Raw genomic sequence first — 13,632 nt, 5'->3', positions numbered from 1 at the left:
TTCCGGGCCGTCCGGCGGTCATGGTCCCAGGGACGCCGGCGGACGCCGCGCCCGTACCCGAAGGAGACACATGGCCCAGCTCATCTACTCGATGGTCACCTCGCTCGACGGCTACGCCGAGGCGGCGGAGGGCGACCTCGGCACCGGGGCGGAGGACCCGGAGGTGCACACCTTCATCAACGACCTCTTCCGCCCCGTCGGTACGTATCTGTACGGCAGGCGGATGTACGAGACGATGGTCTACTGGGAGACCGCGCTCACCGCGCCCGGCAGCCCGCCGCACATCCTCCAGTACGCCCGTGACTGGCAGGCGGCGGAGAAGGTCGTGTACTCCACGACGCTGGAGTCGGTCTCCAGCGCGCGGACCAGGATCGAGCGGACCTTCGACCCGGCGGCCGTGCGCAGGCTCAAGGACGAGGCCGATCGGGACCTCACCGTCGACGGCCCGCACCTCGCGGCCCAGGCGATCAGGGCCGGGCTGGTCGACGAGTACCACCTGTTCGTCACCACGAGCGTGGTCGGCGGCGGCAAGCGGTTCTTCCCCGACGGCGTGCGCCTCGATCTCGAACTGGTCGACCGGCGCGCCTTCGACAGCGGACTGGTCTACGCGCGCTACCGGACCCGCTGAGCGACGGGCGGACGTGCCCGGCGGACATCCCGGCGGACGTTCCGGCGGGGGAGCGCGGCGCCGGCGCGGCCGGCGGCCGTCACCCCCCGGCCCCCGGCGGCCGGGCCGCCCCGCCGGCCGGGAACGAGGTGCCGGTGAGCTTCTCGGAGAGCCGCCAGACGCGTTCGGCCTCGGCCTCTCCGAGGAGCCGGGAGTAGACGGCGTGTTCGGCCGGCGCGCCCGACCAGTGCCCGAAACCCCGGGGGCCGTACAGCCGGGCGCCGCGCGCGTCCGGCGACGTCGCGGCCAGCAGCGCGGGCAACTGCGCCGTCTCGACGGTTCCGACGAGCACACGGGCGCGGGCGAGCGCGCGGATGACGCGCACGCTCCCGGTGTCGCGTGCCCGGTCGACCTCGGGGCGCGCGGCCAGGAGACTGGTGGGGGCGATCCCGGGGTGGGCGAGGTTGCTGGTGATCCCCCAGCCGGCGGCCCGGCTGCGCCGGTCGAGTTCGAGCCCGAACATCCCGAACGCGATCTTGGACTGGCTGTACGCGCGGCGTCCGTTGTAGGACCGTTCCCAGTTCAGGTCGTCCCAGTTGATCGCGTGCTCGTTCGCGCTGATGCTGATCTGCGACGTCACCCGGGCGCGTCCCGCGCGCAGCAGTGGCAGCAGATGGGCGACGAGAGCGAAGTGCCCCAGGTGGTTGGTGCCGAACTGGATCTCGAACCCTTCGGCGGTGGTCTGCCGGTCCGGTGGCGTCATCAGGCCGGCGTTGTTGACGAGGATGTGGATCGGACGGTTCTCGTCGCGCAGCGTCGCCCCGAGCGCGGCGACCGAGCCCAGGGACGCCAGATCGAGATCCCGCAGGGACAGGGCCGCTCGCGGATGCCGCTCCCTGATGTGCGCGATCGCCGCCTCGCCCTTGCGGCGGTTGCGCACGGGCATCACGACCTCGGCCCCGGCGGCGGCCAGACGGCCCGCCAGGCCCAGTCCGACCCCGTCGCTGGCACCGGTGACGACGGCGAGCCTGCCCGAGAGATCGGGAACGGTGATGTCGGGATGTGAGCGTGCCATGGACTGCTCCTCGTGTCGCCGGAAGTGGCTGCCCTCTCATGCTGCGCTCGTTCCACGGGAGTTATCCACGGCCTCCCGATCCCGGGCGGAGCGATCGGGCCGGCCGTCGCCGTCGTAGTGCGATAGGGGGGATCAGCGGTCCGAGGTACACGCACCGCCTTCGCCCGGTAGCGAGAGCTACGAGGAACTACACCTTCTCGGCGTCATCGGATCGCGGCAGACCGCCCCGTGACGACCGCCGTTGCCCGGCCGTGAGGTGCCCGGCGAGCAGTGACCGCAGGCGTTCGGAGTCCCGCGGAGCGGCCAGGCCGCGCTTGGGCAGGATCAGCACCCCGGTTCCCCAGATGTCCGGGGTGATCAGTACGAATACCCGCCGGGTCTCGAAGCTGCGGCCGTAGAACCCCCAGCCGGTCCGATTCGTGTGCCGCGGGGAGACGGTGCTGATCCCGTCCTCGTCGAGCGTCACGCGGTGTTCGCCGAGGTGCCGGGCGTAGGCGAGCAGGGCCAGAGCCATCAGCCAGCGGACGACCAGGAGTCCGGCGCAGAGGATCAGCAGAAACGGCCACATGCCCAGCCCGGCGCGCTCTCCGCTCAGCAGTCCGGCCACGGTCACCAGGCCGAGCAGCGCGCCCAGCCCCCACAGGAGGCGGTAACACCACCGTCCGGCGGGGCTGTGCCGCATCTGGATCTTCAGCCCGTCGGATATCTCCCGCCATGTCACGACGTATCTCAGCTCTACCGGCATGTCGGCGTTCATGTGCCCCCCTTGGAATGACGAGCACCGACTGTACCGGCAGCCGGTCAACGCTCGCGGGCCTCCGCGTGTGATGCGGGCGGGGGGTGGCCGCTGCGCCGCATCACGCCGCCGGGCGGTCGTCCGGGGGGACCGGCACGGCCGGGGTGAATACGGTGTTGTCGGCGGGCGCGCCCTCGTGCTCCTTGCCGTCGTCGTCCCGGTAGCGCCAGGTGAAGCGCCGGCCGCGGGCGGACGTGATGTCCGGGCCGTCCATGAGCTGGAAGTGCACATGCGGTTCCGAGGAGTTGCCCGAGTTGCCGCATTCGGCCAGCGTCTGGCCTTCCGTCACCAGGTCGCCCGCGGCTACCTTCGAGGAGTGGCGCCGCAGGTGTGCGAAGAGCGCGTACGTCCCGTCGCCCAGATCGAGAATGACGTGATTGCCCAGCAGATGGCGGGGGGCGCCGAGGGAACGGATGAAGGTCTCGGCGAGTACGTAGAACAGGCCGCCCAGCGAGGTCCGTGAGAGGTGGTCCCGCTGTGAGTCCGAGACGGCCACGACACGGCCGTCGGCGGGTGCGGACACCGGCTCGCCGAACGACGGGTAGGACTCGGGGCGCAGGGCCACCGGCCACAGCCACACGGGCTCCGGTGCCGGGCGGCGGGCGAGGTCGATGGCGTAGGTCTGGGCGAGGTTGTGGGTGTGGCTCGGCACCTTGGTCGCGGGTCCGTTACGTGCCATCCAGCGGCCGGTCACCGGGATCGCGAGGGCCAGCGGCGGGGCCTCGTCCTCGGGCGGACGCTGTCCGAGGGTCATGGCCCGGCGCATCAGGACACCGATGACCAGCAGGGCGACCCCGGTGAACCACAACGGGCCCACGCCCTGTGCGTTGACGAGGACGCACACGGCGCCCGCGGCCACCACGAGGCCGTGGCGCTTCCAGAGAGTCTGCAACATCGCGCCTTTCACGAGATGAGCTGAGTGACAGGACCTCAGCATTCCAGATCCGGGCGCAACTATCATTAGTTCTTACGTACTTGCGCAATCCCGTAGGACAGTTCTACTGTCGGCGACGACCGAGCCTCGACACGGTGGGAGCGCGCATGGGCGCCGAGGGCACGTCCCGTACGAGCACGCCGGCGGTCGCGATCGACGCCGTCGGCCTGCACCTTCCGGACCGCACCCGGTCCGTCGCGGAGCTGCCCGAACTGGCGGGCCTCACCGACGCGGACCGCCTCACCTGCCTCCGGCTCGGCATCGACACCGTGGCGGTGGCGGACGGCCTCACCGCGGCCGAACTGGCCGAGCACGCCGCGCGTGCCGCGCTGGAGTCGGCCGGTGTGCCGGCCGCCGCCCTCGGCGCGCTGATCCTGGTCGAGCCGCGCGCCCCCGAGACACTCATCAGCTCGGAGGCGACCAGACTCCAGCACGCGCTGGGCGCCGATACCGCGCTCACCTTCTCCGTCGGCGGCCTCGGCTGCGTCTCCTCCACCCCGGCCCTGCTGGCGGCGCGCGGACTGCTCGCCGCCGACCCCGGGCTCGGCCCCGTGCTCGTCGTCCACGGCAGCAAGCCCGCCGGCGAACACCGCTACCGGCACCCGGTCACCGTCAACGGCGACAGCGGACTCGCGCTGCTGCTCGGGCACCCCCGCGACGCGGCCCCGGTCCGGATACTCGACCTCGCCCAGCACACCAACGGCCGCTACTGGAACCTCTTCGGCCTGGAGTACCGCGACCGGCCCACCGCGCAGTGGCGTGAGGAGTGCACCGACCTGCCCGGCTACTCCTTCCGGCTCGCGATGGAGAGCAGACAGCGCCTCGCCGAACTGGTGGCCGGTCTGCTGACGCGCAACGGGCTCACCCCCTCGGACATCGCGGGTTACGTCAGCCAGAACCTCTCGGCCGGCGGCATGGCGTTCACCGAGGAGATCCTGGACATCACCCTGCTGCCCTCCTGCCGGGAGAACCTGCGCGGCCTCGGACACCTGGGCCCCAACGACACCTTCCTGAACCTCTCCACCGCCCTGGACCGCAAGGAGCTGGCCGAGGGAGACCTCGCCGTGCTCATCAACGTGAGTCCGGTCGCGGCGTGGAGTGTCCTACTGGCCGAGATCGGTCCGCGGAGCGGACGGGGGAGCTTCGCATGAGCGACCAGCACGAGCGGACGATCGAGGAGATCACCCGCTTCCTGACGGACGCGCTGCGCCGTCCCATCGGCCCCGACGACGACTACTTCGAACTCGGTCTGGTCGACTCGCTGTTCGCGCTGGAACTGGTCACCTACGTCGAGGAACGGTTCTCGCTGACCGTCGAGGTGGAGGACCTCGACCTGGACAGCTTCCGCACCGCCAACCGCCTCACCGCCTTCGTCCTCGGCAAGACCGGCAGTGACGAGCCCGCCCGGATCCATGCCGGCGATCACTGAGTCCGAGGACGTGACCGGGACCCCGGCCCTGGTCACGGCCGCCGCCGAACTCGCCGCCGAGGCCCGCGTACCGGCCGCCGAGTGGGACGCGCGCGGCGAGGTCCCGCCGGACGTGCTCCGGAGCCTCGCGCGGACGGGCCTGCTCGCCGCCGACCTGCCCGCACACTACGGCGGAGCCGATCTGACACCCGGTCAGCTCGGCGAGGCCGCCGCACATCTGGGCGGGGTGTGCAGCGCCCTGCGCGGCCTGCTCACCGTGCAGTCGATGGTCGCCGCCGCACTGCTGCGCTGGGGCACCCGCGAACAACGCGCCCACTGGCTGCCGCAGTTGGCCGAAGGAGCCCTGACAGCCGGTTTCGCGGCCACCGAGGACGGCGCGGGCAGCGCGCTCGGCGAGGTGCGGACGGAGATCGAGGAGTCCGGCGACGGTGCCGCCCTCACCGTCAGGGGCCGCAAGAAGTGGATCACGTTCGGCGAGTCCGCGGACGTCCTCCTGGTACTCGGCCGCTGCGCCGGCCGGCCCACCACCGTACTGGTCGAGACCGACCGGCCGGGGGTGCGCCGGGAGCCCGTCCGGGGACAGCTCGGCATGCGCGCGGCCGGGATCGCCCACGTCACCCTCGACGCCGTCCGGGTACCGGCGGACCACCGGATCGGCCCGCCGGGGGCCGGCCTGTCGCACATCGCGGCGACCGCGCTCGACCACGGCCGCTACACGGTCGCCTGGGGCTGCGTCGGCATGGCGGAGGCGTGCGTCGCCGACGCCGCCGCGCACGCCGCCGGCCGCCGCCAGGGCGGCACCCCCCTCGGCAGCCACCAGTCCGTCGGCGCGCTGCTGGCCCGGACCGCCGTACGGGCCGCCGCCGCACGCGAACTCGCCGCGCTGGCCGGCCGCGCGCGGGCCGGCGGGCCGGGGCGCGGCATCACCGAGACCATCATGGCGAAGTACGCCGCTGCCACCGCCTGCGCCGACGCCGGAAGGGACGCCGTGCAGATCCTCGGCGCCGCCGGGTGCGCGCCGGACAGCCGCGCCGGACGCCACTACCGGGACGCCAAGGTCATGGAGATCATCGAAGGAGCCCAGGAAGTGGCCGAATCCCACATAGCCGCACACCTTCTGCGCCGGTTCGGAGCGGTCGCGTGACCGCCTCGGGGAGCAGACCGACCGTCAAGTGCCTCGTCTGGGACCTCGACGACACCCTGTGGGACGGCGTCGTACTCGAAGGGGACGACCCGCGGCCCTTCCCGCAGGTGCCGACCGTGCTGCGCACCCTGGACTCCCGCGGCATCCTGCACGCCGCCGTCAGCCGCGGCGACCACGCGGTGGCCACCGCCCACCTCGACGCCTGCGGTCTCGCCGACTGGTTCTGCGCGGTGCGGATCGGCTGGGGCGACAAGGCCGCCGAGGTCCGCCACATCGCCGAGACGCTCAACATCGGCCTGGACACCGTCGCGTTCATCGACAACGACCCCGCCGAACGCGCCCAGGTCAACGCCGAACTGCCCATGGTCCGCTGCTACTCCGCCGAATTCGCCGGACAGCTCTCCGCACGCCCCGAGTTCAGCCCGGTGCACGTCACGGCGGAGGCCGCGAACCGGCGCCGGCTCTACCGTACGGAGTGGCGCCGCCGGCAGGCCGAGGAGGAGTCCGGTGGCGACCGGCGGGAGTTCCTCGCCTCACTCGGCCTCGTCATGGAGATAGCCCCGGCCACCGAGGACGACCTCGCACGCGCCAGCGAACTGACCGTCCGCACCAACCAGCTCAACAGCACCGGCCTGATCTACAGCGAGGACGAACTGCGCCGGCTCAGCGCCTCGCCCGACCACCGGATCCGGCTGGCCCGGCTCCAGGACCGTTTCGGCGACTACGGCATCGTCGGCCTCTCCGTCACGGAACTCACCCCGGACGAGTCGGTGCTGCGGCTGATGCTGATGTCCTGCCGCGTCGCCTCACGCGGCGCGAGCGGAGTGATGCTGGCCCACCTCATCCAGCAGGCCCGCGACGAGGGCCGCCGCCCGGTGACCCACTTCGTACCGACCGCCGTCAACCGCAACATGCTGGTCACCCTGCGCTTCGCCGGATTCGCACCGGTCGGCGGGAGGCCGGCCGGCGGACACCCGGACGGCGCGCGCGCGGGCGGCACGGGACCCGTGGTGCTCGAAGTGCCCCCCGGCCACCCGGACCCGGAGCCCAGCGCCCATGTCCGTCTGCTCGTCCGGAACGTGTGAGGAGACCGGAAGTGACGGACACCCAGCCGAAACCACTGCTCGACGCGTTCCTCGACACGGCGGCACGCACCCCCCTGGCCACCGCGCTCGTCATCGGCGACACCTCGCTCACCTACCGCGAACTCGCCGACGCCTCCGCCGGCCTCGCCGGGCTGCTGCGTCAGGCCGGCGCCCGTGCCGGCGGCACCGTGTGCGTCCGTCTCGAACAGAGCGCCGTCGCCGTCGCCGCCGTACTCGCCGCCCTGCGGGTGGGAGCCGCCTGGGCCGCGCTGGAACCGGACCTGCCGGTGGCCCGGCTGCGCGCCCTGCTGAACGACACCGACTGCGCCGTGGTCATCGGCACCCGCGACGACCGGGACCTGGCCGGCCTCCCGGACGCGCCGCCCCTCCTGGCCGCCGAGGACCTCGAAATCGCCGCCCTGGCCGAGGCCGGCGCCCGTGCCGCCGAGGGCCCGGCCCCCGCGACCGCCGAGACCGCGCCCGCCTATCTCATCTACACCTCGGGCTCCAGCGGCCCGCCCAAGGGCGTCCTGGTGAGCCGCGGCCAGCTCGCCGACTCCGTCCGCCCGCGCGGCACCGTCTACGGCACCGACCCGTCGGTCTTCCTCATGGCGATGCGCCTGTCCTTCGACGGCATGCTCGCCGGGATGTTCTGGTCGTTCTCCCACGGCCACACCGTGCTGCTGCCCACCGCGCGGGAACTGCGCCTGGCCCCCGAGTTCGTCCTGCTGGCCCGACGGCACCGGGCGACCCACCTCGTCGTCGTGCCCTCCTACTACCGGCTGCTGCTCGCGGACCCCGGCCGGCTCCCGGACAGCCTGCGGGTGGTGGTCGTCGCCGGCGAGGTCTGCACGCCCGAACTCGTCGCGAGCCACCGCGCCCGGCTCCCCGGCGCCCGGCTGGCCAACGAGTACGGGCCCACCGAGACCGTCGTCTCCTGCACGGTGGAGGACCGGCCCGACCCGGCGTCCGAGCGCGTACCCATCGGACGCCCCTGGCCCGGCGCCACCGCACACGTACTGGACGACAGGCTGCGCGAGGTGACGGACGGGGAGACGGGGGAGCTGTACATCGGCGGAGCCTTCGTGGCCCTCGGCTACGCCCGCGCGCCCGGGGCCACGGCGGAACGCTTCATCGCCTCCCCGTTCGGCCCGGCCGGTGCCCGGCTCTACCGCACCGGCGACCTCGCCCGCCGCGACGAGACCGGCGCCCTGCACTACCACGGCCGCACCGACCAGCAGGTGAAGATCCGCGGCGCCCGCGTCGAACTGGGGGACGTCGAGGCCGCGATCGAGGCGCACCCGGCGGTCGACCAGGCCGTCGTGGTGTGCACGGATCCCGGCGCCGACGGGCCCACCCTGACCGCCTACCTCACGCCCGCGCCGGGGCGGACGCCCCCGGACCCGCGCGAACTGCGCCGGCACTGCCGCCTCCAGCTCGTCGAACAGGCCCTGCCGACCAGCTTCGTGCCGACGGACCGGCTGCCGCTCACCTCCACCGGCAAGGTGGACCGTACGGCGCTGGCCGCCCGTGCACCCGCCGCCGGGGACCACCCCGCCCCGCCCCCGGGGGGCGACGACGGCTGGACCGGCCTCCAGAGCGTTCTGCGGACCGTCTGGGCCGACGTACTGGGGCACCGGGACGCCGGAACGGACGACAACTTCTTCGGCCTCGGCGGCAATTCGCTCAAGGTGCTGGAGCTGTACGGCGCCCTGGAGGAGCGGTGGCCGGGAACGGTCCGCGCCGGAGAGCTGTTCGACCTCACCACCATCGCCGCCCAGGCCCGCGCCATCGGGGAGCGCGTCGGGGCGGGCAGCGGGGACACCGGAGAACAGCCCCCGCCGGCAGCCCGCCGTCCCGTCCCGGTCGCCTACGAGCTGTGAAGAAGGAGAGTTCCGCGTGAAGGCGCAGACAACCGGTGCCGCCACGGCCGACATCGCGGTCATCGGCATCGCGACCCGGCTGCCCGAGGCCGCCGACCTGGCCACGCTGCGCGCCAACCTGCGCGCAGGCCGGGACTCCGTACGGCCCATTCCCCCCGAACGCGTCGCCTCCACCGGCCTCGACGCGTCGCTCGACTACCCGGACATGGGCTACGTCGACCGGATCGACCTCTTCGACCACGAGCTGTTCGGTCTCTCCCGTTACGAGGCCGAGGTGACCGACCCCCAGCACCGGCTGGCGCTGCACCTCACCCAGGAGGCCCTGGAGAACGCCGGGTACACCCCCGCCGCGCTGCGCGACAGCCGGACGGCGGTGGTCTTCAGCTCACCCGGCAACGGATATCTCCCGTTCGTGACCGAGCCGGGCACCCTCAGCCTCATGGGCAACATGCCCTTCGCCCTGCCCGCCCGGATCTCCCACCTCTTCGCCCTCACCGGCCCCTGCTACGGCGTGGACACCGGGTGCAACGGATCGCTCGTCGCCGTGCACCAGGGCTGCCGTGAACTCAGGGACGGCGAGGCGGAGTACGCCGTGGTCGGCGGCGTGAGCCTGCGGCACTTCATCGCCCCCGCGGCGGCGGCCGACGACTTCCCCGGCATCGCCTCGCCCACCGCCCGCTCCCGTGCCTTCGACGAGGCGGCGGACGGCGCGGGCGCGGGTGAGGGCGGCGCGGTACTGCTGCTCACCACCCTCGAAAGGGCCCTGGACGAGGGCGCGTTCGTCCACGCGGTGATCCGGGGCACCGCCACCGCGCACAACGGCCGTCACTCCGCCACCATCGCCACGCCCAGCGCCCGCGCCCAGGCCGATGTCATCGCACGGGCCTGGGACCGGGCCGGGCTCGACATCGGCACCGCCGGATACCTGGAGGCGCACGGCTCCGGCACCCGGCTGGGCGACGCCGTCGAGGTGGAGGGGCTGGCCCTCGCCCGGCAGGGGAAGCGCCGCCCGCTCGCCATCGGCTCCCTGAAGACCAACCTGGGCCACCTCGACCACGCGGCCGGTGTCGCCGGACTGGTCAAGGCGATCCTCAGCGTGCGCCACGGAGAGCTGTACCCGTCGCTGCACTTCCGGCAGGCCGCGGCCGAGGTCGACCTCATCGGGGCCGAGCTGGAGGTGGTGACCGCACTGCGGCCGTGGCGGACCGACGGCGTGCGGCGGGCGGGCGTCAGCTCCTTCAGCCTCGGGGGCGTCAACGCCCACTGCGTGGTCGAGGAACCGCCCGCGCTCCCCGCCGCCCCGCCGGACGGGGCACCGCGGGTGGTCGGTGTCTCGGGCCGCACCGAAGCCGATCTGTACGCGCTGTGCGAGCGGCTCTCGGTGGAACTGCGCACCAGCGCGCTCCCGTTCCAGGACATCGCCCGCACCCTGAACACGGGACGCGAACACCACCCCTTCCGCGTGGGCGTGGTGGCCGACGGGACGCGCCGGCTCGCCACCGGACTGGCCGCCGCGGTCACCTGGGGCCGGCTCGCCCCGGTCTCCGCACCGCCCGCCCGGCCCCGTGTCGTCCTCCTGCTCTCCGGCGACGCACGGCCCCCCGCCACCGCGGACGTGCCCGCCCCCCTCCCCGAGACCCTGCGGGTCCCGGCCGCCCACGCCGACGCCGTACGCGGGCAGCTGGCCGCACACGCCGCGCTCGTCCGGGCCGGGATCGCCCCGGACGGGCTGATCAGCTCCGGAGTCTCCCGCTACGCGGTCCGCCACCTGAACGGCACCCTGACCGAGGACGACATCGGCGCTCTCGCGAGCGGCGACATCAGCGTCTCGCCCGTGGACCCGGACCGCCTCCGGGCCGCCGCGGACGAACAACTGGCCCTCGGACCCGTCGCGTTCGTCGAACTCGGCAGCAGCGGTGAGCTGAGCGGCCTCCTCGCGGACCACCTGGCCGGCCGTCCCGGCGCCGAGGTCCTCACGGCCGGACCCGGGACCGACGGTGTGCTCGGCGTCCTGGCGCGGCTCTACGAACTGGGACACGACCCCGACTGGGCCGCGCAGACACCTCCGGGGCGCCGGGTGCCGCTGCCGGGCCCGCCGTTCCGGGGCGTCCCCTGCTGGGCACGGCGTACCGGTGAGCCGGTCAGGGCGCCCGCCGCCGCTCCGCCGGACACGGCGGAGACCCGCGGGGACGCGGCCGTACGGAAACCCGCCGGGGGACCGCCGTTGCCCGACCGGGACCTCCCGGCCCGGCCCGCGGACCCGGCGCCCGCCCCCGCCGCCCCCGCCGTCCCCTCGCCACCCGTGACGGCCACCGCTCCCGAGCCGCCCGCCGTGCTCCAGCCGCGCGGCGAAGGCACGGCGCCCGAGCCGGCCGTCACTGCCTCCGACGGGCCCGCCACCGCGTCCCGGCCGACCGCCGGCACGGACACCGGGGCCGAGGTGCTGCCCTGGCTGCGCGAGACCCTCGCCGAACTGCTCTACGCGGACGCCGTCGCCCCCGACGACGACTACTTCGCCATCGGCGGCAACTCCATCATCGCCCTGCTCCTCCTCAAGCGCGTCGAGCAGCGCTACGGCGTCAGCCTGCGCATGATCGACGTCTACGACCACCCCGCCGTCGCCGATCTGGCCTCCGCCGTACAGGCCGATCTGACACCGTCCGCCGGCCCGGACCCGGCCCCCGGACCCCGGCCGGCCGTACCCGGCGAGGAGACCGACGCCCTCCCGCCGATCCGGCGGACCGACGCCCTGGTTCTGTCCTACGGGCAGGAGCGCATGTGGTTCCACCACCAGCTCGACCCGGGCACCACCCTCTACAACCTCCCGGGCGCCTCCCGCCACAGCGGCCCAATCGACCCCGAAGCCATGCGGCTGTCCTGGGAGGACCTGGCAAAGCGCCACGAAGTCCTGCGGTCGAACTTCGTCTCGGTCGACGGCCGCGCACGGCTCGCCGTCCGGCCCGAACTCGGCGACTTCTTCCGCTACGAGGACCTGACGGGGCGCCACGACGCCGAGCGCACCGCCCGCGAGATCATCCGCGTCGAGTCCGAGCGCTCCCTCGACGTCGAACGGGACCCGCTGGTCCGCGTCACCCTGATCCGCCTGGCCCCCGACGACCACCTCTTCTGCTGGCTGACCCATCACGCGGTGAACGACGGATGGGCGCCACAGATCCTCATGCGCGAGCTGATGGAGTTCTACCAGGCACGCTGCGAAGGACGGGAGCACCGTGCCGAGCCGCTGCCCGTGCAGTACCGCCACTACGCGCACTGGCAGCGCGAGCTGATGGAACACGGGCTGCTCGAAGGCCAGTTGAGCTACTGGAAGGAACGGCTCACCGACCCACCCGTGCTGCGGCTGCCCACCGACCGACCGCGCGCCGCGCGGATGGACTTCGCGGGCGCCGCCCACGGCCTGACCGTCCCGCCCGAGCTGGTCGACCGGCTCCGCAAGGTCGGTGTCGAGGAGTCGGCCACGCTCTTCACCCTGCTGCTCACCGGTCTCACCATGACCCTGTCCCGGTGGGCGGACCAGCGGGACATCGTGGTCGGGACCCCCACGATCGGCCGGACGCGTCCCGAACTGTGGGGTCTGCTCGGCTTCTTCAACAACACCATCGCGCTGCGCTCTGACCTCTCCGGGGACCCGGACTTCCGCACGCTGCTGCGCCAGGTGCGCACCGGTGTGATCGACGGACTGGAGAACCAGGAGATCCCCTTCGACGCGGTGGTGCGCGAGGTGGCCCCCGAACGCGGCCCGGCCCGTAACCCGATCTTCGACGTCATGTACGTCCACCAGACCCTGCCACCGCACTTCGTCTTCGGCGAGAGCCTGTTCGGCCCGGCGGTGGACGAGGAGGGCGGGCCGCTGTTCCCCGGCCTCCCCCCGGGGACGTCCAAGTTCGACATCTCGGTCGTCGTGGGGGAGCGCGCCGGGGCCGACGACCTCGACGTGGTGGTGGAGTACAGCACCCATCTCTTCGACCGGGGCACCATCGCGGCGATCACCGCCTCCTGGGTCGACCTGCTGTGGGCGGCGACCGGTGACCCCGGTCTCCCGCTCTCCGCGCTGCCGGGCAGGCCCGCCGGCCACGCGGGGGCCGTCGAGTCCGGCCCGCGCCCCTTCGAACTGCCCACCGACCGGCCGCGCCCCCAGGACGGCGGCGACGGTACGACGGCCCGTCACGAGGTCCCGTTGCCCGGCGGCCTCGCCCCGGGACTCGACGACGCGGGGCTGCTGGCCGTACTCGTCGCCCTGCTCACCGGGCGCGCCGAGTCCGACGAACTGCTGCTCGGCCTCGTCCGGCCGGACTCGGCGCCGCTGCCCCTGCGGATCGACGTGGCCGACGAGCTCCCGTTCACCGAACTCACCGGCCGGATCGCCCGGTTGTACGCGGAAGCCGAGGCCGGAGCCGGAGCGAGGACCGGGCCGCCGCCGGGGGAGACCCCGCCCTTCGACATCACCGCGGACCTCCGGGGCGCCGGAGGTGCGGCCGACGGCCCCACCCCCGACCTGCACTGGATCGTCGCCGGCCACTGGATCGCCGTCGACTACCGCACCGAATTGTTCGACGAGGCGACGGTTCTCGCCCTGGCCGACGAATTCGTCACCCTGGCGCGCGCCGCGGCCGCGTCCGCCGAATGACAGCGCGAGCGTGCACCGAACGGGAAGGAACCAC

At 73.5% G+C, this 13,632-nt stretch carries 10 protein-coding genes; 7 read left to right on the top strand and 3 right to left on the bottom strand.

Annotated features, from left to right (window positions below; translation table 11 throughout):
- The first annotated feature begins 70 nt into the window (after positions 1–70).
- The gene (locus ACZ61E_RS22330; protein ID WP_469701590.1) at positions 71–628 is read left to right on the top strand and encodes a dihydrofolate reductase family protein; all 558 of its coding nucleotides are present in this window, start codon (positions 71–73) and stop codon (positions 626–628) included.
- A gap of 79 nt (positions 629–707) precedes the next feature.
- Here the strand turns inward: ACZ61E_RS22330 and ACZ61E_RS22325 are convergent, their stop codons facing one another.
- The 3 genes from ACZ61E_RS22325 to ACZ61E_RS22315 form a co-directional block, all read right to left on the bottom strand.
- The gene (locus ACZ61E_RS22325) at positions 708–1,682 is read right to left on the bottom strand and encodes an SDR family oxidoreductase (RefSeq protein WP_469701589.1); all 975 of its coding nucleotides are present in this window, start codon (positions 1,680–1,682) and stop codon (positions 708–710) included.
- Positions 1,683–1,869: 187 nt separating this feature from the next.
- Positions 1,870–2,439: a YcxB family protein gene (locus ACZ61E_RS22320; protein WP_469701588.1), complete on the bottom strand. Its 570-nt coding sequence runs from the start codon at positions 2,437–2,439 to the stop codon at positions 1,870–1,872.
- 100 nt (positions 2,440–2,539) lie between these two features.
- Positions 2,540–3,373, bottom strand: a complete 834-nt coding sequence (locus ACZ61E_RS22315; protein ID WP_469701587.1) for a M23 family metallopeptidase — start codon at positions 3,371–3,373, stop codon at positions 2,540–2,542.
- Between the two features lie 146 nt (positions 3,374–3,519).
- Between ACZ61E_RS22315 and ACZ61E_RS22310 the strand changes: the two genes are divergently transcribed.
- The 6 genes from ACZ61E_RS22310 to ACZ61E_RS22285 are packed head-to-tail and all read left to right on the top strand — an operon-like array spanning position 3,520 to position 13,598.
- Positions 3,520–4,563: a 3-oxoacyl-ACP synthase gene (locus tag ACZ61E_RS22310; RefSeq protein WP_469701608.1), complete on the top strand. Its 1,044-nt coding sequence runs from the start codon at positions 3,520–3,522 to the stop codon at positions 4,561–4,563.
- On the top strand, positions 4,560–4,841 hold the full coding sequence (locus ACZ61E_RS22305; RefSeq protein ID WP_469701586.1) for an acyl carrier protein: 282 nt from the start codon (positions 4,560–4,562) through the stop codon (positions 4,839–4,841). The genes ACZ61E_RS22310 and ACZ61E_RS22305 overlap by 4 nt, the downstream gene beginning before the upstream one ends.
- A complete protein-coding gene (locus tag ACZ61E_RS22300) occupies positions 4,825–5,985 on the top strand; it encodes an acyl-CoA dehydrogenase family protein (RefSeq protein WP_469701585.1) in 1,161 nt (386 codons plus the stop codon). The genes ACZ61E_RS22305 and ACZ61E_RS22300 overlap by 17 nt, the downstream gene beginning before the upstream one ends.
- Complete coding sequence (locus ACZ61E_RS22295; protein WP_469701584.1) at positions 5,982–7,070, top strand: HAD-IIIC family phosphatase; 1,089 nt, start codon at positions 5,982–5,984, stop codon at positions 7,068–7,070. The genes ACZ61E_RS22300 and ACZ61E_RS22295 overlap by 4 nt, the downstream gene beginning before the upstream one ends.
- Before the next feature lie 11 nt (positions 7,071–7,081).
- Positions 7,082–8,953 carry a non-ribosomal peptide synthetase gene (locus ACZ61E_RS22290; RefSeq protein ID WP_469701583.1) on the top strand — a complete coding sequence of 624 codons (1,872 nt, stop codon included), beginning with the start codon at positions 7,082–7,084 and terminating at the stop codon, positions 8,951–8,953.
- A gap of 16 nt (positions 8,954–8,969) precedes the next feature.
- A complete protein-coding gene (locus ACZ61E_RS22285) occupies positions 8,970–13,598 on the top strand; it encodes a condensation domain-containing protein (protein ID WP_469701582.1) in 4,629 nt (1,542 codons plus the stop codon).
- The last annotated feature ends 34 nt before the right edge of the window (positions 13,599–13,632 follow it).

Source organism: Streptomyces sp. NPDC104581, assembly GCF_055583685.1.
The sequence above is the reverse complement of the archived record's forward strand: the minus strand, read 5'-3'. Positions and strand labels throughout refer to the sequence as shown.

Bases quoted from the DNA above. Each gene is read 5' to 3' on its own strand.
- ACZ61E_RS22315 (WP_469701587.1), bottom strand. From the start codon at position 3,373: ATGTTGCAGACTCTCTGGAAGCGCCACGGCCTCGTGGTGGCCGCGGGC.
- ACZ61E_RS22300 (WP_469701585.1), top strand. From the start codon at position 4,825: ATGCCGGCGATCACTGAGTCCGAGGACGTGACCGGGACCCCGGCCCTG.
- ACZ61E_RS22310 (WP_469701608.1), top strand. From the start codon at position 3,520: ATGGGCGCCGAGGGCACGTCCCGTACGAGCACGCCGGCGGTCGCGATC.
- ACZ61E_RS22330 (WP_469701590.1), top strand. From the start codon at position 71: ATGGCCCAGCTCATCTACTCGATGGTCACCTCGCTCGACGGCTACGCC.
- ACZ61E_RS22320 (WP_469701588.1), bottom strand. From the start codon at position 2,439: ATGAACGCCGACATGCCGGTAGAGCTGAGATACGTCGTGACATGGCGG.
- ACZ61E_RS22325 (WP_469701589.1), bottom strand. From the start codon at position 1,682: ATGGCACGCTCACATCCCGACATCACCGTTCCCGATCTCTCGGGCAGG.
- ACZ61E_RS22305 (WP_469701586.1), top strand. From the start codon at position 4,560: ATGAGCGACCAGCACGAGCGGACGATCGAGGAGATCACCCGCTTCCTG.